The sequence below is a fragment of the Pelomonas aquatica genome, assembly GCF_026712205.1.
Taxonomy (GTDB): domain Bacteria; phylum Pseudomonadota; class Gammaproteobacteria; order Burkholderiales; family Burkholderiaceae_C; genus Pelomonas; species Pelomonas aquatica.
The window spans coordinates 132052-148974 of record NZ_JAPPUW010000008.1 but is presented as its reverse complement, the minus strand read 5'-3'; the positions used below and the strand labels follow the sequence as shown (position 1 = coordinate 148974).

The window sequence follows — 16923 nt, the reverse complement described above, 5'->3', positions numbered from 1 at the left end:
CGGCTATTCGCCATTGAGATGGCCGGCATACCCCCAAAAATAGCCACGACACTCAAGGCCCGATTCGTTCGAGAAGACCATGCACCGACCGGGACACGACGGCCGGCGGTGGATCCGACTAGATTGCCTGAGTGCCTGCGTCAGTCACAAGCCCGCCCTGGCGGGCTTTCTTGTCGCGGAAGTGCTCGGCCGCCCCGCAATCATTCGCGGGTCAAGGAATTACTCCCCCTTCACGCACCTCTGCCCCATCGCGCCGCAACCCATCTCGCCGCTGTCCTCGTTCCCCGCCACCGCCAAGCCAGCGGCGCGGGCGGCTCCATGCGCTCCGTCATCACGAATAGCGTGCAAGCCGCCATCACGACGATCATGCCGCGCTCCAAGACGAGTGGCGCGAGCATGAGCGGCCAGCAGGCGCCCAGGCACCACAGACCTTGCCCAATACCATAGGCCAGCACAGCACGCGCCGCGGCAGGACCAAAGGCCGGCAGGGACGGACGGCGGTGGCAGCGGTTCAGGCAGGCCTGCTTGGCGGGGGACATTTGCCAAAGCAGCGCCAACGCGAGCGTCCATGGAAGGGCGTTGGCGCTTGCGGCCTTGATGGCCTGTGCGGCGAGCATCAAGGGTAGCCCTGCGACCATCCACACCGTAAGGTAGCTTGCGACGAAGAGGCCGAGCAAGAGCGCGCGACGGTCGGCCAAGCTGCGCAGCCACAAATGACGCACCGGGGCGACGAGCAACAGCGGCGTCATGGTGGCCAGCATGAGCAACCAGTGGAGGGCGAGTTGTCTTTCAGCACCCGCCACGCCGAGCGCCGCAAGCGCGAACATGTCCAGCCCCGCGCTGCATATGCCCAGAGCCAACTCTCCGGCCCCCGAAGCCAGCACCAGCGCCGCTGCAAGGGACAGCAGCGCCAGCGCCAGCGGCGCTCTATCCTTCTTGCAAATAGACACCGATTCGCCCAATGGTGACCTGCGCCTCTTCCGGCAGGGGGTTGCGCGGCACAAGCTGTACGTCCAACTTGCCGGCGTCAAGGTCTTGCGCCTGGTGCAGGACATCGACGATGGAGGAAATGTCGAGCGAGAAGCTCAGACCTTCGCCCGCATGTTCGCCGTCGGTTTCGCTGGCCGCCCGCGCGCCAAAGAGGGCGATGCTGCCGGCCCGCAACTCGGGATGTTTGGCGGGGTCGGCGCCGTGGGGCAGGTTGATGTAGACGGTGAATACCGCGCCATCACGCTTGGCGCGCACGTTCTCCAGGTTCAGATAGACGCGGCCCGGCACAGCCTGTGGCGCAGCGGTCAGCGAAGCGGCTAGCTTCTTCTGGACCGGCGGATGCAGCGTCACGCGCGTGGTGCCTCCCATGCCGGCGAGCCTCAGCTGCGTGTCGCTCGCTCCGAGGAGATTGACGCTGCGGCTCATGGCGTTCACCTTTTTCTGCAACGCCTGGGCCTGCGTCGCGCTAGCTCCCAGGCGCTCGAAGCGCTGGGCCGGCAGTGCAAGACCTGTGGGCAGAGCCAGATTGTCATAGGTGTACTGCAGGTCGGAGAGGTTTTCCATATCGGCTGGGACGTAGGTCCAGGCCGAGCCGTCCGGCAGGGGCATGACAAAGGCTCGCCCGCCATGGCTGCTGGCGGGGCCGCCGAGCCACTTGGGGCTTTTCGGGTCGCCCTGCACATCGGGCACCGATTTCCAGACCTCCCAGAGCCGGTCGACGTTGGCATGGTGCAGCCAGAAGACGGGGTCCAAGCCCGCCGTGTCGGGGTCCGTCATCAAGCCGACCTTGTTGATCCCGCCCACGTTCACATGCACCATGTCGTGTGGCTGGTGCTCCAGCCCGCCATGGGTGCCGCCGCCGTGGGTGAAACGGTCGGTCTCGGGACCGCCAAAGCCTGGCGAACCGCCATCGGCCCCACCGATGAAGGCGAGATCCTTGAACGCCGTGCCCTCTTCCACAGCGTAGGGGCCGGTGAAGTCCACAAACACCTTGCCGTCGTCATTGGGGCCGTAGCGCGCGGCCTCGAATAGCGGATTGTCATTCGCGCCGTCGGGCCACGACTTGGACGCGAATTCGGCAGGCAGTTGATTCTGCCCAGGCTTGAAGTAGTTCCAGTAGGGCAGCATCCAGTTGGCGGGCGCGCCCGGTAGCGTAGCCATGGCCGCGCGCACCACCTTTTCAAAGGCCAGCAGGTAGCCGCGGTGCCAGGGCAGGAAATACCAGCTGCCGTGCTGGCACTGCTTCCAAAACTGTGCTTGATCTGTCTTGGAGGGCAGGTCTGCAGCCTTCGCAGGCTGCCCGGCAGCAGCCCAGGCCGACGCGTTGAATCCATGGATCGCACCATAAAAGCGCCAGCTCAGTCGATCCTTCAACGGACGGGCCTTCATCACTTTCACAGCCCGTGCATACCAAAGAATCTCTGGCGCCCACGGTGTGCCCAGTTCCCACACGTTCTTCCGCACATTGGCCATAACGTCTCCTTCAGGTGGCTCGGAGCGTCGGCAAGTATGGGCAGGCACGCTGGCACCCACATCATTAGAAATGCGGAGGGTGCGACGTCAGATGGCCACTGTGAAGCTGCGCTTCAGCCGGTGTCCCACAGAGCGCCGCCCGGTGGCGACGCGGTTGCCCTCATCCCGCCAAGCGTTCCAAGTAGTCGGCCCAGATGTCCATCATCTGCCTGCGCTGATCCATGAACTCGGCTCGGTCGTACGCCATTCCCAACGGACCAGACTTGCCGGCAATGCCGTTCTCCGGACGGTCTGACTTGCGCCCCGTGTCCCGAAAGCCTGGGCCAGGCGGCCGGGGAACTGGGGATCTGCCGACATGGTCATCAAAAAGCTGTCCGAACATCCCGGCACTATCCGCCTCGCTCGACGGCTTCATGGCGTCGGGAGCCAACGGGAAAGCGCAGAGGGAAAAGTCGCTGCAGAACAGCGGTAAATCGCGGGTCACCGCGACGTACGGCAGAAATGAAATAGGCCACCTTGCGGTGGCCTAAGTGCTTGATTGACAAGCTGTCTTGGCGGAGAGGGAGGGATTCGAACCCTCGGTACGGGGATACCGTACGCCTGATTTCGAGTCAGGTACATTCGACCACTCTGCCACCTCTCCTGATTCGGTGCGCTTTGGTGCGAGTGAAGCCGACCATTATAGCCAGCTTTTCGTCCCCGCCATCAACTCAGGCGCGCAGCGTGTCGTGCCGCCCATGCAGGGGCGCAGTGCCTCGGGCACGGTGATGCTGCCATCGGCGTTCTGGCAGTTCTGGCTGCGGCCCCCGCTGCGCTTAACTTCGCTGCGCGAAGTTAGCCTGCGCCCAAACTCTCAGCGCGTCGGTGCAAGCACCGACACTCCGCCCATGTATGGGCGGAGCACTTCCGGCACCTCGACGCTGCCGTCGGCTCGCTGATAGTTTTCCAGCACTGCCACCAGCGTGCGGCCCACGGCCAGGCCGGAGCCGTTCAGCGTGTGCACCAATTCGTTCTTGCCCTGGGCATTCTTGAAGCGCGCCTGCATGCGGCGGGCCTGGAAGGCGCCCATGTTCGAGCAGGAGCTGATCTCGCGGTAGGTGTTCTGCGCCGGCAGCCACACCTCGAGGTCGTAGGTCTTGGTCGAGCCGAAGCCCATGTCGCCGCTGCACAGCAGCATGGTGCGGTAGGGCAGGCCGAGCTTCTGCAGCACTGCTTCGGCGTGGCCGGTCATCTCCTCCAGCGCGGCCATGCTGTGCTCGGGCTGCTCGATGCGGACCATCTCGACCTTGTCGAACTGGTGCTGGCGGATCATGCCGCGGGTGTCGCGGCCGGCCGAGCCCGCCTCCGAGCGGAAGCACGGGCTGTGGGCGGTCAACTTGACCGGCAGGTCCTCGGCCTTGAGCACGCTGTCGCGCACGGTGTTGGTCAGCGAGATTTCCGAGGTCGAGATCAGGTACTGCTCGCCCTGCTCGTCGTCGCCGCCACGCAGCACCCAGAACATGTCTTCCTTGAACTTGGGCAGTTGGCCCGTGCCCTCGAGGATCTCGCGGTTGACGATGTAGGGCGTGTAGCACTCGGTGTAGCCGTGCTCCGTCGTCTGCACGTCGAGCATGAACTGCGCGAGCGCGCGGTGCAGACGGGCGACGGGGCCCTTCAGGAAGCTGAAGCGCGAGCCCGACAGCTTGGCGCCGGTCTCGAAGTCCAGGCCCAGCGGCGCGCCGAGGTCGACATGGTCCTTGACGTCGAAGTCGAACGTGCGCGGCTGGCCCCAGCGGCGCACCTCGACGTTGCCGGCCTCGTCCGCGCCGGCCGGCACGCTGGCGTCGGGCAGGTTGGGCACGCCCATCAGCATGTCGTTCAGCTCGTGCTGGATGGCTTCCAGGCGCTCGGCGCCGGCCTTCAGCTCGTCGGCAATGCCGCCGACCTCGACCATCAGCGCCGAGGCGTCTTCGCCCTTGCCCTTGGCCATGCCGATCTGCTTGGACAGCGCATTGCGGCGGGCCTGCAGTTCCTCGGTGCGGGTCTGCACGCCACGGCGGGAGGCTTCGAGCGCCTTGAAGCGCTCCACGTCGAGGAAGGTCTGGGGGTTCTTGCGCGCGTTCAGGCGCTCGATGACGGCATCGAGGTCCTTGCGCAGTTGGGTGATGTCGAGCATGGGAATCAACCTTCAGGAATCGGATACGAAAGCGGCGCCGATGTCAGGCGCCGCCGGATGCGTGTGGCATCGGCATCAAGATCGGGAGGAACTCACCTCGGCCATGGACTTGTCGCCCAGACCCATGGGCAGCGGAAAGCGCACATGCTCTTCCACGCCGGGAAGGCTGCGCACGGTCGTCGCGCCGAACTCGCGCAGCCGGTCGATGACGGCCTGCACCAGCACGTCGGGCGCCGACGCGCCGGCCGTCAGGCCCACGCGCGGGCGGTTCTCCAGCCATTCGGGCTTGAGGTCTTCGGCGGCATCGACCATGTAGCCCGGGGTGCCCAGGCGCTCGGCCAGCTCGCGCAGGCGGTTGCTGTTGGAACTGGTCGGGCTGCCGACGACGATGACGACGTCCACCTGCGGCGCCAGCAGCTTGACGGCGTCCTGGCGGTTCTGCGTGGCGTAGCAGATGTCCTGCTTCTTGGGCTCGCGCACCTGCGGGAACACGCGCTTCACCTCGGCGAGGATCTCGGCCGCGTCGTCCACGCTCAGCGTCGTCTGCGTGACGACCGCCAGCTTGCTCGGGTCGTTGACCTGGACCTTGGCCACGTCCTCGACTTCCTCCACGAGGTAGATCCCGTCGGACAGCTGGCCCATCGTGCCCTCGACCTCGGGGTGGCCCTTGTGGCCGATCATGATGAACTCGAAGCCCTCGCGGTGCAGCTTGGCCACCTCGACGTGGACCTTGGTCACCAGCGGGCAGGTCGCGTCGAACACGTTGAAGCCGCGCGCGGCGGCCTCGCGGCGCACCTCCTGGCTGACGCCGTGGGCGCTGAACACCAGCGTCGCGCCGGCCGGCACCTCGGCCAGATCCTCGATGAAGATGGCGCCGCGCGACTTCAGATCGTTGACGACATAGGTGTTGTGCACGATCTCGTGGCGCACATAGATGGGCGCGCCGAACTTGAGCAGCGCGCGCTCGACGATCTCGATGGCGCGGTCCACGCCGGCGCAGAAGCCGCGCGGCTCGGCCAGCAGCACTTCCTGGGTTTGCTGGGCAACGCTCATCACAGCACCCCTATCACTTGGACTTCGAAACTGACCGGCTGGCCGGCGAGCGGGTGGTTGAAGTCGAACAGCAGCGCCTCCTCGCCCAGCTCGCGCACGACGCCGGCATAGCCGCCCTGCCCGTCCGGGCCGGGGAACTGCACGACGTCGCCGACGTGGTAGACCTCGTCCGGGTCGCCCAGCTGGCGCAGCAGCGCCAGCTTCACGCGCTGCAGCAGCTCGGGGTTGCGGTCGCCAAAGGCCTCGCCCGGCGCCAGCTCGAAGCGCTCGTGCGCGCCCTCGGGCAGGCCGATCAGGCGCGCCTCGATGGCCGGCGACAGCTGGCCCGCGCCGAGCGACAGCGTGGCGGGCAAGGCACCGAAGGTATTGACGATGTCGGCACCGTCCGGGCCCGTGAGCCGGTAATGCAGGGTCAGGAAGGACCCGGCCTGGATGGGGTTCATGCGAGGAAGAGGCAAACGCTTGGCTAGACTGCGGCCGATTTTATGTCGCTGACCCACCTGCCCCCTGAAGCCCGACCGCGGGAGAAGCTGCTCGCCCGCGGCCCGCAGGCGCTGGCGGACGCCGAGCTGCTGGCCCTGCTGCTGCGCACCGGCATCCAGGGCACGCCGGTGCTGCAGCTGGCCCAGAGCCTGCTGGACCGCTTCGGCGGCTGGGCCGGGCTGCTGGCCGCCGACGTGCAGGACCTGGGCAAGGTCAAGGGCCTGGGGCCGGCCAAGCGCGCCGAGATCGCCGCCGTGCTGGAGATCGCGCGGCGCTCGCTGAACCAGCGGCTCGCCGAGAAGCCGGCGCTGAACGACATCGACACGGTCAAGACCTATCTGCGCCTGCAACTGGGCGGCCTGGGCCACGAGGTCTTCGCCGTGCTCTTCCTGGACGCGCAGCTGAAGCTGATTGCGATGGAGACGCTGTTCCAGGGCTCGCTGACGTCCACGACGGTGCATCCGCGCGAGGTCGTCAAGCGCGCGCTGGCGCTGGGCGCGGCGGCGGCCATCCTGGCCCACAACCACCCCAGCGGCCATGCCGAACCGTCCAAGGCCGACGAGCTGCTGACCCGCCAGCTCGGCCAGGCGCTGGCGCTGGTGGATGTGCGCGTCGTCGACCACCTCGTCGTCGGTGCCGGCGAGGTCGTGTCCCTGGCCGAGCGGGGGCTGATGTGAGCAAGGTGGCTCGCAGCTTCGCCGACCTGAAGCCGCTGGCCCGCGAGCTGGCCAGCGCGCGGCTGGCGGCCGAACTGGAGCGCGAGCGCCGTGCCGCCGCGGCCCGGCTGGCCGAGCAGGAAAGGCGTGCCTTCGAGCTGAGCGTCGGCCCCGTGACGCCGCTGCGCCGCGTGGACCGCGTGCTGCACGAGCGCCAGCAGCCCGCCCCAGAGCCGCGCCAGCGCGAGGCCGACGAGCGCGCCGTGCTGCTGCAGGCGCTGTCGGACGAGATCGACATCGACACGCTGCTGGACACCGACGAGACCCTGTCCTTCCGCCGCGAGGGCATCGCCGTCGAAGTCGTGCGCAAGCTGCGCCGCGGCCACTGGGCGCTGCAGGCCCAGCTGGACCTGCACGGCCTGCGCCGCGACGCGGCGCGCGAGGCGCTGGGCCTGTTCATCCACGACAGCGTCCGGCGCGGCCTGCGCTGCGTGCGCGTCGTGCACGGCAAGGGCCATGGCTCGCCGGGCCGCGAGCCGGTGCTCAAGGGCCGCGTGCGGCGCTGGCTGGTGCAGAAGAACGAGGTGCTGGCCTTCGTGCAGGCACGCGCCAGCGATGGCGGCGCCGGTGCGCTGATGGTGCTGCTGGCCGGCTGAAGTCAGCCGCCGACGTTGCGCATCCAGTCGGCGGTGCCCGCGAAGGACTCGGCCAGGCGCGCCTGCAGGGCCGGGTCCACATCTACTTCCTGCATCGCCTGGCCCATGCAGGCCTGCCACTGGTCGCGCTCGGCGATGCCGATGCGAAACGGCAGATGCCGCGCGCGCAACCGCGGGTGGCCGAAGCGGCTGATGTAGTGGTCGGGCCCGCCCAGCCAGCCGCACAGGAACCAGAACAGCTTGTCGCGCGCGCTGTCCAGGCTGTCGCCATGGGCCGCGCGCAGCTTCGCGTAGGCCGGCTCCAGGTCCATCAGGTCGTAGAAGCGGTCGACGAGTTCGCGCACGCGCGCCTCGCCGCCGATCCACTCGAAGGCGGTGGCGGCGTTCACATCCATAGGCGCTGGCAGTTGCGGGCCGAGCGCAGGGCCGCTCCCAAGCCGGCCCGCGTGAGGCGATGTGTTCGCGGCTCGATGCCGCGAACATCGCCGTCCCCACGGGGGACCGACCAGGGGCGCCCGCGTTCAGCGAGGCGAGACTGGGCGAGGGGCGTCAGTTCAGCCAAGGAGTTTGGAGGCCAGGGCCTTGATGGCCTGGGCCGCGTCGCAGCCGGGGTAGTGCTCCAGCATCAGCTGGCGCTTCAGCACGGCCTGCTTGACGGCCGGGTCGGCCTTGACCTCGGCGAGCAGTTCGAGCCGGAAGCCCTGGCCCGGCACCGGGCCGACGAAGCGCTGCAGCACCTGCTGCAGTTGGCCGCAGATCAGCTTGCCCTCGCCGACGCGGTTGGCCTGGTTGACGAGCAGGCCCACCTGGCGGCGCTCCTGCTGCGTGGCCAGCACCTTGATGGTGGCGTAGGCGTCGGTGAGGGACGTGGGCTCGGGCGTCGCGACGACGAGCACGTCGGTCGCCAGCGAGATCGCGTACAGCACGACATCGGAAATGCCGGCGCCGGTGTCGAGCAGCACCCAGTCGAAGCGCGGCTTGACGAGGTCGATGATGTGCAGCAGCTTGTCGCGCACCTCGGGCGTCAGGCGCGAATACTCGACCATGCCGGAGCCGGCCAGCAGCACGGAGAAGCCGCCGGGCGCGGGCAGGATGGCCTGTTCCAGCGTGGCCTTCTCGGTGAAGACGTCGTGCAGCGTCAGCTTGGGGTGCAGGTTGAGCACCACGTCGAGGTTGGCGAGGCCGAGGTCGGCGTCCAGCACCAGCACCTTCTGGCCGCGCGCAGCCAGAGCCGCGGCGAGGTTGGCGGTGACGAAGGTCTTGCCGACGCCGCCCTTGCCGCTGGTGACGGCGAGCGTGTGGGCACCGCTGCGCGCGGGGCGCGGCGGTTGGGCCGGCTGGGCCGGCGACGAGGCGGAAGCAGCAGGATCGGAGGTCGTGCTCATGGGCTGTCCTGTTGCAGGTCTGAATTCAGCGGAGAAAACAGCATGCCCTTTTCTTCGGCGCTGACCAGGGAGTCGATCTGGGGTTCGAGGCAGGCGCGGTTGCGGCCCTCGGCCTTGGCGCGGTAGAGCTGGCGGTCGGCCCGCTCCGTCCACAGCAGCGCCGACGAACGCACCCACGGCGGCGCGAACGCACCGCCCAGGCTGACGGTGACGCCGAGCATCTGCCCGGGCCCGACCTCGATGCTGAGCTCGGAGACGCGCTCGCGCACCCGCTCGGCCACGGCCAGGCCCACATGCGTCGCGCAATTGGGCAGGATGATGGCGAACTCCTCGCCACCGACGCGGGCGACGAGGTCCATCGGCCGCACGGTCTGCGCGACGGCACCGGCCACAGCGCGGATGACCTGGTCGCCGACGCCGTGGCCGTGGGTGTCGTTGACGGCCTTGAAATGGTCGATGTCCAGCATCAGCAGCAGGGCCGGCTCACCGGCGCGTGCGACGCGGTCGACCTCGCGGGACAGGGCCATCTCGAAGCTGCGGCGGTTCACGAGGCCGGTCAGCGCGTCCCTGCTGGACAGGTCACACAGCGCGTTCAGCACGGCCTGCAGCCACGGGGCGCTGTGCGGGGCCTCGTCCGGCAGCAGGGCCCCGGCCTGCTGCAGCAGTTGCAGAGCCTGATCCAGATCGAGCCGGTGGGCATCGATCATCAGGGGAGCGGGCGGGCGGTGTTCCAAAGGCTGCGGGCGGGACGGATGAAAGTGGGGCGCGGTTCCAAGGCAGTCTAGCAGCGGGCCGCGCCGGCCCAGGCCGTGAAACAGGCACGTTCCCGCGGGCTGTTTGCACTATGCTGGGCCGGACAGGGGCCGGACGAACGGCCCGCGGTGCAGAATCTGTGCGCCAACGCCAGAACTGCTGCGGGCACCAACAAATCTGATTATTGAGACATGCCCGCACCCGACCTCGCCCACGGCGGCGACTCCGTCGATCACGAGTTCAGCTTCAGCAAGGCCGATTTCGACCGCGTGCGCGAGCTGATCTACAAGCATGCCGGCATCAGCCTGCACGACGGCAAGCATGCGATGGTCTACAGCCGGCTGTCGCGCCGGCTGCGCGAGACCGGGCACAAGAGCTTCGCGAGCTATCTGCAGTGGCTGGAATCGTCGAGCGGCCCGTCGGGCGCCGTCGAGTGGCAGGAGTTCGTCAACTGCCTGACGACCAACCTGACCTCCTTCTTCCGCGAGGAACATCACTTCCACGCGCTGAAGGAAGACCTCCGGCCCTTCGCCGGCAAGCCCGTGCGCATCTGGTGCTGCGCGGCCTCGACCGGCGAGGAGCCCTATTCCATCCTGATGACCTGCAGCGAGGCCCTCGGGCCCGGCGCCTCGGTGCAGCTGGTCGCGAGCGACATCGACACCCATGTGCTGGCCACGGCCAAGCGCGGCGTCTACAACGCCGACTCCCGCGGCCTGGACGCGACGCGGCTGAAGAACTTCTTCATGCGCGGCACGGGCGCCAATGCCGGCAAGATCCGCGTGAAGCCCGAGCTGCAGCGCTGGGTCGAGTTCCGCGCGCTGAACCTGATGGACCAGCAGTGGCAGCTCGGCGACCCCTTCCACATGGTGTTCTGCCGCAACGTGATGATCTATTTCGATGCCACCACGCAGCGCAAGGTGCTGGAGCGCATCCATCGCGTCATGCGCCCGGGCGGCCTGCTCTTCGTCGGCCACTCCGAGAACTTCACCGAATCGCGCGACCTGTTCAAGCTGCGCGGCAAGACGATCTACGAACGGGTCTGATCCATGAGTACGCCCCTCGCCTCTGCATCGACCCTCGGTAACCCCGCCGCGCTCGCCAAGGTCAACCAGCTCAAGGCCCAGCCGCGCAAGCAGGGCGAGGCCGCGTTCTTCTTCTACGACGCGCATTTCAAGAACGCCGCCGTCAAGATCCTGCCGGGCGAATATTTCGTCGACCAGGAGGACCTGCTCGTCATGACGACGCTGGGCTCCTGCATCGCGGCCTGCCTGTGGGACCGCGTCGCCAGGATCGGCGGCATGAACCACTTCATGCTGCCCGAGGGCAATGGCGACTCGGGCCGCTATGGCAGCTTCGCGATGGAGCTGCTGATCAACGAGATGATGAAGCGCGGCGCCAGCAAGGCGCGCATGGAGGCCAAGATCTTCGGCGGCGGCGCCGTCATCTCGGGCATGAACTCGCTCAACGTCGGCGAGCGCAACACCAACTTCGTCATCGACTACCTGAAGCTGGAGCGCATTCCCATCGTGTCCAAGGACGTGATGGACGTCTACCCGCGCAAGGTCTGCTTCCTGCCGGCCAGCGGCAAGGCCATGGTCAAGCGCCTCGCGCCGACGAATACCGACGCGCTGGTCCAGCAGGACCGCGCCGCCATCCAGAAGGTGCAGCCCGTCGCCAGCAGCGGCGGCTCCATCGACCTGTTCTAAGGAGACGCCCATGGCCAAGACCAAGGTCGTGGTGGTGGACGATTCGGCGCTGGTGCGCTCCATCCTCACCGAGATCATCAACCGCCAGCCCGACATGGAATGCATCGGCGCGGCGTCCGACCCGCTGGTCGCCCGCGAGATGATCCGCAGCCTCAACCCCGACGTCATCACGCTGGACGTCGAGATGCCGCGCATGGACGGGCTGGATTTCCTGTCGCGCCTGATGCGGCTGCGGCCGATGCCGGTGGTGATGGTGTCCACGCTGACCGAGCGCGGTGCCGAGGTCACGCTGAAGGCGCTGGAGCTGGGCGCGATCGACTTCGTCGCCAAGCCCAAGATCGGCGTGGCCGACGGCATCCGCCAGCTGGCCCAGGACATCACGGACAAGATCCGCATCGCGTCCAAGGCCCACATCCGCCGCGCACCCGCCGCGCCGGCGCCGGGAGCGCCCGCCGCGCCGGCCAGGGCCGTCACGATGGCCAGCCTGGGCAAGGCCTCGACCGAGAAGATCCTCTTCATCGGCGCGTCCACCGGCGGCACCGAGGCGACCAAGGACGTGCTCGTCAACCTGCCGGCCGACAGCCCCGCGGTCGTCATCACCCAGCACATGCCGCCCGGCTTCACGAAGAGCTATGCGGCGCGGCTGGACGGCCTGTGCAAGATCCGCGTGAAGGAGGCCCAGGACGGCGAACGCATCCTGCCCGGCCACGGCTATATCGCGCCAGGCGGCCTGCACCTGACCGTGGAGCGCAGCGGCGCCAACTACATCGCCCGCGTGCAGGACGGCGAACCCATCAACCGCCACAAGCCGTCGGTGGAGGCGCTGTTCCTGTCGGCCGCCAAGGTCGTCGGCCCGAACGCGATCGGCATCATGCTGACCGGCATGGGCGCCGACGGCGCCCGCGCGATGAAGGTCATGAAGGACGCCGGCGCCTACAACTACTGCCAGGACGAGGCCAGCTGCGTCGTCTTCGGCATGCCGCGCGAGGCCATTGCGGCCGGCGCGGCCGACGAGGTGCTGCCGCTGAACCAGATCGCCGCCAAGGTACTGGAGCGCCTGCGCGCGACGGCCGGCCTGTCGATCAACCGCGTCTGATCAGCGGCTCACAGAAACAGCTGCTGCAGATCGCTGAGGAAGTCGAAGCCGCGCTCGGTCGGCCGGATGCGCGCCGGGTCGGCCGCGAGCAGGCCGCGGGCGCGCGCCGTCTCCAGCGCGCTGGCGATGCTGGACGGCGGCAGGCCGGTGCGCTCCAGGTACTGCACCAGCGCTACGCCCTCCTTCAGCCGCAGCGCGTTCAGCATGAACTCGAAGGGCAGATCCTTGCGCGCGACCTCGTGCTCGTTGCTGACCTTGTCGGCCTGGGCCATGAAGGCCGCCGGCTCGCGCCAGCGCACCTGGCGCAGCACGCGGTTCGGGAAGCTGAGCTTGCTGTGCGCGCCAGCGCCGATGCCGAGGTAGTCGCCGAACTGCCAGTAGTTCAGGTTGTGCGCGCAGCGGTGGCCGTCGCGGGCGAAGGCCGAGACCTCGTAGCGCGACAGGCCTGCGGCGCTGGTCTTGCGTGCGATCCGGTCCAGCATGTCGCTGGCGAGGTCGGGGTCGGGCAGGCCGGCCGGCGTGCGCGTCGCGAACACCGTGTTGGGCTCGATGGTCAGGTGGTAGATGGACAGATGGGGCGGCTTGAAAGCGAGCGCCGTGTCCAGCTCAAGCGCCAGGTCGTCCAGCGTCTGGCCGGGCAGCGCATACATCAGGTCGAGGTTGAAGGTCTCGAAGGCCGACGCCGCCTCGGCCAGGGCCTCGCGCGCCTGGCCGGCGCTGTGCACGCGGCCGAGCTTCTTCAACTGCGCGTCGTCGAAGCTCTGTACCCCCACCGACAGCCGCGTGACGCCGGCCTCGCGAAAGCCCCGGAAGCGCTCGCGCTCGAAGGTGCCGGGGTTGGCCTCCAGCGTGATCTCGCAGCCGGCCTCCAGCGGCAGGCGGGCGCGGACGTCGGAGATCAGCTGCGCGATCTGCCCAGGGTCGAACAGGCTGGGCGTGCCGCCGCCGATGAAGATGCTGACGACCGGCCGGCCCCAGATCAGCGGCAGCGCCGCCTCCAGATCGGTACGCAGCGCGGCGAGATAGGCCGCGGCCGTGTCGGCCGCCAGTGCCCCATCCTTGACTTCGTGCGAGTTGAAATCGCAGTAGGGGCATTTGCGCAGGCACCAGGGCAGGTGCACATAGAGCGCCAGCGGCGGCAGCGCGGGCAGCTGCAGCGTGCCCGGGCGCATCAAATTCAAGAGATCAGCCAAGCTTCCAGACCTCGCGCATCTGGCGCACAAGTTCTCCGGCAGCCAGCGCACGGTGGCTGTGGATGTTCTTCTCGCCGGCGCCGAGTTCGGCCACGGCGCGGCACAGCGGCGGGATGAACATCAGCGGGTCGTAGCCGAAGCCGCCGGTGCCGCGCGGCGCGGTCAGGATGCGGCCGGGCCAGCGGCCCATCGCGACCAGCGGCTCGGGGTCGGCCGCGCCGCGCACGGCCACCAGCGCGCAGACGAAGCGGGCTGTGCGGTCCTCGCGGCCGGCCAGTTCGCGCAGCAGGCGCTCGTTGTTGGCCGCGTCGCCCTTCTCGCCGCCGGCGTCCAGCGCATAGCGGGCCGAGCGCACGCCGGGCGCACCGCCCAGCGCGTCGACGCTCAGGCCCGAGTCGTCGGCCAGGGCCGGCAGGCCGCTGGCGCGGGCCGCATGGCGGGCCTTGGCCAGCGCGTTCTCGGCAAAGGTCTCGAAGGGTTCCTCGGCCTCCGCGATGCCGAGGCTGCCCTGGGCGACCAGTTCGACGCCGAGCGGCGCGAACAGCGCCTGCAGCTCGACGAGCTTCTTCGCGTTGTTGGAGGCGAGGACGAGCTTCATGCCTGCTTCTGCAATTCGAGCAACTCGCCGATGCCCTTGTCGGCCAGATCCAGCAACGCGCTCATCTCGTCGCGCGTGAAGACGACGCCCTCGGCCGTGCCCTGCAGCTCGACGAAGCCGCCGGCGCCGGTCATGACGACGTTCATGTCGGTGTCGCAGGCCGAATCCTCGATGTATTCCAGGTCGAGCAGCGGCACGCCGTCGACGAGGCCGACCGAGATCGCGGCGACCGCGTCCTTGATCGGCGACGCGGCGATCCTGCCGTCGGCCAGCAGCCTGTCCACCGCATCGCGGGCCGCGACGAAGGCGCCGGTGATGGCGGCCGTGCGCGTGCCGCCGTCGGCCTGCAGCACGTCGCAGTCCAGCGTGATCGTGCGCTCGCCGAGAAGCGCGAGGTCGAACACGGCGCGCAGCGAGCGGCCGATGAGGCGCTGGATCTCCTGCGTGCGCCCGCTCTGCTTGCCCTTGGCGGCCTCGCGGTCGCCGCGCGTGTGGGTGGCGCGCGGCAGCATGCCGTACTCGGCCGTCACCCAGCCCTCGCCCGAGCCGCGCTTGTGCGGCGGCACGCGCTCCTCGACCGAGGCGGTGCAGAGCACCTTGGTGGCGCCGAACTCGATCAGCACCGAACCCTCGGCGTGGACGGTGTAGTTGCGGGTGATGCGCACCGGGCGCAATTGATTGGCAGCGCGGCCCGCGCTGCGCGTGAAGGTCTTGGTCATGGCGGAAAGAAGGTTAGCGGCGGTTGACGCCGCGGCCGGATTGGCGGATGACTTCGTTGATCTCGCGCACGGCGCGCTCGATCTCCTCGTCGTCCATGGCGGCAACGAGGTCGACGTCCAGCGCCCCCTGGATGGTGGACGCGAAGCCGGAGTTGCCGAGGTTCTGCGTCGTCTCGCCGGCGGGGTCGCCCTCGCCTTCCCACTCGACGGCGAGCACGGTCACGTTGTCGCTGCGCGCCCCGCCGCGGCGCAGCGCCTCTTCGACGAGCTCGGGGGCGGCCTCGGAGATGGCCTGGTCGGCCATGTGCTGGACGATCTCGTGGTCCTCGACGCTGCCCCACAGCCCGTCGGAGCACAGCAGCAGGCGGTCCGAGGACTCCAGCGTCAGCGGCCCCTGGCAGTCCACCATCGGCTTGCCGGGGCTGCCCAGGCAGGTGAAGAGCACGTTGCGGTTGAAGGGCTCGTTGCCCGGCCCGACGCGGCCCAGCGCCTCCTGCAGCTCGGAGTAGGAATGGTCGCGCGTGCGGGCGATCAGCTTGCCGTCGCGCACGAGGTAGAGGCGCGAATCGCCGCAGTGCGCCCACCAGGCCTGGTTGCCCTGCAGGATGCAGGCGACGACGGTGGTGCGGGGCGTGTCGGCCAGGCCCTTGCTGGCCGCGTAGCGCAGCAGCTGCCGGTGGGCGATGACGATGGTTTCCTGCAGGAAGCGCTGCGGGTCGTCGAGCACCGGCCGGGCGTCCTGCTGGAACAGCGCGGCCAGGGTCTGCAGCGCGATCTGGGCCGCGACCTCGCCTTCGGGGTGGCCGCCCATGCCGTCCGCCAGCGCGAACAGGCCGGCCTCCCGCGTGAAGCAATAGCCCATGCGGTCTTCATTGGTCTCGCGGCCGCCGCGGCGGCTGACCTGGAAGACGCTGAACCTCACGCCAAGGCTCCCGACGGGCCGCCCCTAGGGCAGCCTTGCGCCCCCTCGGGGGGCAGTGAGCGAACGCGAACGTGGGGGTTCAAGCTTTCGCTCCGGACTTCAGGTTTTCGAGCTGCAGCTTGAGCCTTTCGCTGAACGACAGCTTGGTGTAGCGCCTCTCGGTCTCGCGGGCGAGTTCCTTCTGCAGCGCGAACACGCTCTGCGGCCGGGCCAGCGGGTCCAGCGACATGCACCACTCGGTCACTTCGAGCAGGTTGTCGGAATAGACATTGCGCAGCCGGCTCAGGCTCAGGTTCAGGCGGTCCTTCTCCAGGCGCTGCGGCGCGTCGTTGGGCGGGTAGCCCTGCATGCAGGCATAGATGCAGGCACCGATGGCGTAGATGTCGGTCCAGGGGCCGAGCGAGCCGTCGCGGCGGTACATCTCCGGCGCGGCGAAGCCCGGCGTGTACATCGGGCGGATGAAGTTGCCTTCCTTGCTCAGCACCTCGCGCGCGGCGCCGAAGTCCAGCAGCACGGCCTTGTTGTCGTTGGTGATGAAGATGTTGGCCGGCTTGATGTCCAGGTGCAGCATCTTGTGCTGATGCACGATGCGCAGGCCGCGCAGGATCTCGTCGAACAGGCTGCGGATGGTCGACTCGCGGAAGACCTTGTCGCGCTTCATGTCGCGCGCGGTCACGATGAAGTCCTGCAGGGTGTCGCCCTGCAGATAGTTCATGACCATGTAGACGGTCTCGTTCTCGCGCAGGAAGTTCAGCACCGAGACGACGCTGGGATGCGAGATCTGCGCGAGCGAGCGACCTTCCTCGAAGAAGCTCTTCAGCCCGAGCCGGTAGAGCGGCTGCTTCTCGGGCTTCACGCGGGGCGTCAGTTCCCCCGGCGAACGCTCGGCCAGCGACGAGGGCAGGTATTCCTTCAGCGCGACCAGATGGTGGTCGGGGTCCTCGGCGAGGTAGACCACGCCGAAACCGCCCGCCGCCAGCCGCTTGATGATCTGGTAGCCCCCAACCACCGTGCCTGCGGGCAAGGGCGCCGGCTTCGGCTTGGACATAATCGCGCTAAATCTCTTAGTTAACGTCTGTTTTTAC

The 16923-nt window shown here is 68.4% G+C and carries 18 protein-coding genes and 1 tRNA gene; 5 read left to right on the top strand and 14 right to left on the bottom strand.

Annotation, left to right across the window (positions count from 1 at the left end; all coding sequences use genetic code 11):
* Positions 1-230: 230 nt before the first annotated feature.
* The 6 genes from NYP07_RS10545 to NYP07_RS10520 all read right to left on the bottom strand — a co-directional run bounded on the left by NYP07_RS10545 (position 231) and on the right by NYP07_RS10520 (position 6114).
* Entirely contained in the window at positions 231-962 is a 732-nt protein-coding gene (locus NYP07_RS10545; protein WP_268150116.1) for a copper chaperone, read from the bottom strand.
* Positions 928-2463, bottom strand: coding sequence for a tyrosinase family protein (locus NYP07_RS10540; protein ID WP_268150114.1), 1536 nt, complete (start codon positions 2461-2463; stop codon positions 928-930). Before NYP07_RS10540 ends, NYP07_RS10545 begins: the two co-directional genes overlap by 35 nt.
* A 552-nt stretch (positions 2464-3015) precedes the next feature.
* Positions 3016-3106 (bottom strand) — tRNA-Ser (locus NYP07_RS10535).
* A 210-nt stretch (positions 3107-3316) separates the two neighbouring features.
* Positions 3317-4618 (bottom strand): serine--tRNA ligase, encoded by a 1302-nt coding sequence (gene serS, locus NYP07_RS10530; RefSeq protein ID WP_268150112.1) that lies wholly within the window; start codon positions 4616-4618, stop codon positions 3317-3319.
* Between the two features lie 75 nt (positions 4619-4693).
* Complete coding sequence (gene ispH, locus NYP07_RS10525; RefSeq protein WP_268150110.1) at positions 4694-5671, bottom strand: 4-hydroxy-3-methylbut-2-enyl diphosphate reductase; 978 nt, start codon at positions 5669-5671, stop codon at positions 4694-4696.
* Positions 5671-6114, bottom strand: coding sequence for an FKBP-type peptidyl-prolyl cis-trans isomerase (locus NYP07_RS10520; RefSeq protein ID WP_268150108.1), 444 nt, complete (start codon positions 6112-6114; stop codon positions 5671-5673). The genes ispH and NYP07_RS10520 overlap by 1 nt, the downstream gene beginning before the upstream one ends.
* A 42-nt stretch (positions 6115-6156) precedes the next feature.
* Here NYP07_RS10520 and radC point away from each other — a divergent pair, with 42 nt between their 5' ends.
* Positions 6157-6831 carry a RadC family protein gene (gene radC, locus NYP07_RS10515; RefSeq protein ID WP_268150106.1) on the top strand — a complete coding sequence of 225 codons (675 nt, stop codon included), beginning with the start codon at positions 6157-6159 and terminating at the stop codon, positions 6829-6831.
* Positions 6828-7466: a Smr/MutS family protein gene (locus NYP07_RS10510; RefSeq protein ID WP_268150104.1), complete on the top strand. Its 639-nt coding sequence runs from the start codon at positions 6828-6830 to the stop codon at positions 7464-7466. Before radC ends, NYP07_RS10510 begins: the two co-directional genes overlap by 4 nt.
* A 2-nt stretch (positions 7467-7468) precedes the next feature.
* Here NYP07_RS10510 and NYP07_RS10505 read toward each other — a convergent pair whose 3' ends face one another.
* The 3 genes from NYP07_RS10505 to NYP07_RS10495 all read right to left on the bottom strand — a co-directional run bounded on the left by NYP07_RS10505 (position 7469) and on the right by NYP07_RS10495 (position 9558).
* Positions 7469-7861 carry a group II truncated hemoglobin gene (locus tag NYP07_RS10505; RefSeq protein ID WP_268150102.1) on the bottom strand — a complete coding sequence of 131 codons (393 nt, stop codon included), beginning with the start codon at positions 7859-7861 and terminating at the stop codon, positions 7469-7471.
* A 159-nt stretch (positions 7862-8020) separates the two neighbouring features.
* Positions 8021-8851 (bottom strand): MinD/ParA family protein, encoded by an 831-nt coding sequence (locus NYP07_RS10500; RefSeq protein ID WP_268150100.1) that lies wholly within the window; start codon positions 8849-8851, stop codon positions 8021-8023.
* Positions 8848-9558: a GGDEF domain-containing protein gene (locus NYP07_RS10495; RefSeq protein WP_268150098.1), complete on the bottom strand. Its 711-nt coding sequence runs from the start codon at positions 9556-9558 to the stop codon at positions 8848-8850. Before NYP07_RS10495 ends, NYP07_RS10500 begins: the two co-directional genes overlap by 4 nt.
* Before the next feature lie 237 nt (positions 9559-9795).
* Between NYP07_RS10495 and NYP07_RS10490 the strand changes: the two genes are divergently transcribed.
* The 3 genes from NYP07_RS10490 to NYP07_RS10480 are packed head-to-tail and all read left to right on the top strand — an operon-like array spanning position 9796 to position 12406.
* Entirely contained in the window at positions 9796-10647 is an 852-nt protein-coding gene (locus NYP07_RS10490; RefSeq protein WP_268150096.1) for a CheR family methyltransferase, read from the top strand.
* A gap of 3 nt (positions 10648-10650) precedes the next feature.
* Positions 10651-11310: a chemoreceptor glutamine deamidase CheD gene (gene cheD / locus NYP07_RS10485; protein WP_268150094.1), complete on the top strand. Its 660-nt coding sequence runs from the start codon at positions 10651-10653 to the stop codon at positions 11308-11310.
* 10 nt (positions 11311-11320) lie between these two features.
* On the top strand, positions 11321-12406 hold the full coding sequence (locus tag NYP07_RS10480; RefSeq protein WP_268150092.1) for a protein-glutamate methylesterase/protein-glutamine glutaminase: 1086 nt from the start codon (positions 11321-11323) through the stop codon (positions 12404-12406).
* Positions 12407-12414: 8 nt separating this feature from the next.
* On the opposite strand, the gene hemW is transcribed toward NYP07_RS10480, so the two are convergent.
* The 5 genes from hemW to NYP07_RS10455 form a co-directional block, all read right to left on the bottom strand.
* Entirely contained in the window at positions 12415-13578 is a 1164-nt protein-coding gene (gene hemW, locus NYP07_RS10475) for a radical SAM family heme chaperone HemW (protein WP_268150312.1), read from the bottom strand.
* A 13-nt stretch (positions 13579-13591) separates the two neighbouring features.
* Positions 13592-14197, bottom strand: a complete 606-nt coding sequence (rdgB, locus tag NYP07_RS10470) for an RdgB/HAM1 family non-canonical purine NTP pyrophosphatase (RefSeq protein WP_268150090.1) — start codon at positions 14195-14197, stop codon at positions 13592-13594.
* On the bottom strand, positions 14194-14916 hold the full coding sequence (gene rph, locus NYP07_RS10465; RefSeq protein WP_268150088.1) for a ribonuclease PH: 723 nt from the start codon (positions 14914-14916) through the stop codon (positions 14194-14196). Before rph ends, rdgB begins: the two co-directional genes overlap by 4 nt.
* A 13-nt stretch (positions 14917-14929) precedes the next feature.
* Positions 14930-15838, bottom strand: a complete 909-nt coding sequence (locus NYP07_RS10460) for a PP2C family protein-serine/threonine phosphatase (protein WP_268150086.1) — start codon at positions 15836-15838, stop codon at positions 14930-14932.
* Between the two features lie 79 nt (positions 15839-15917).
* Positions 15918-16886, bottom strand: a complete 969-nt coding sequence (locus NYP07_RS10455) for a serine/threonine protein kinase (RefSeq protein ID WP_268150084.1) — start codon at positions 16884-16886, stop codon at positions 15918-15920.
* Positions 16887-16923: the final 37 nt, after the last annotated feature.

Bases quoted from the DNA above. Each gene is read 5' to 3' on its own strand.
- NYP07_RS10540 (WP_268150114.1), bottom strand. From the start codon at position 2,463: ATGGCCAATGTGCGGAAGAACGTGTGGGAACTGGGCACACCGTGGGCG.
- NYP07_RS10480 (WP_268150092.1), top strand. From the start codon at position 11,321: ATGGCCAAGACCAAGGTCGTGGTGGTGGACGATTCGGCGCTGGTGCGC.
- serS (WP_268150112.1), bottom strand. From the start codon at position 4,618: ATGCTCGACATCACCCAACTGCGCAAGGACCTCGATGCCGTCATCGAG.
- NYP07_RS10455 (WP_268150084.1), bottom strand. From the start codon at position 16,886: ATGTCCAAGCCGAAGCCGGCGCCCTTGCCCGCAGGCACGGTGGTTGGG.
- rdgB (WP_268150090.1), bottom strand. From the start codon at position 14,197: ATGAAGCTCGTCCTCGCCTCCAACAACGCGAAGAAGCTCGTCGAGCTG.
- NYP07_RS10520 (WP_268150108.1), bottom strand. From the start codon at position 6,114: ATGAACCCCATCCAGGCCGGGTCCTTCCTGACCCTGCATTACCGGCTC.
- hemW (WP_268150312.1), bottom strand. From the start codon at position 13,578: ATGCGCCCGGGCACGCTGCAGCTGCCCGCGCTGCCGCCGCTGGCGCTC.
- rph (WP_268150088.1), bottom strand. From the start codon at position 14,916: ATGACCAAGACCTTCACGCGCAGCGCGGGCCGCGCTGCCAATCAATTG.
- radC (WP_268150106.1), top strand. From the start codon at position 6,157: ATGTCGCTGACCCACCTGCCCCCTGAAGCCCGACCGCGGGAGAAGCTG.
- NYP07_RS10495 (WP_268150098.1), bottom strand. From the start codon at position 9,558: ATGATCGATGCCCACCGGCTCGATCTGGATCAGGCTCTGCAACTGCTG.
- cheD (WP_268150094.1), top strand. From the start codon at position 10,651: ATGAGTACGCCCCTCGCCTCTGCATCGACCCTCGGTAACCCCGCCGCG.
- NYP07_RS10500 (WP_268150100.1), bottom strand. From the start codon at position 8,851: ATGAGCACGACCTCCGATCCTGCTGCTTCCGCCTCGTCGCCGGCCCAG.
- NYP07_RS10490 (WP_268150096.1), top strand. From the start codon at position 9,796: ATGCCCGCACCCGACCTCGCCCACGGCGGCGACTCCGTCGATCACGAG.
- ispH (WP_268150110.1), bottom strand. From the start codon at position 5,671: ATGAGCGTTGCCCAGCAAACCCAGGAAGTGCTGCTGGCCGAGCCGCGC.
- NYP07_RS10505 (WP_268150102.1), bottom strand. From the start codon at position 7,861: ATGGATGTGAACGCCGCCACCGCCTTCGAGTGGATCGGCGGCGAGGCG.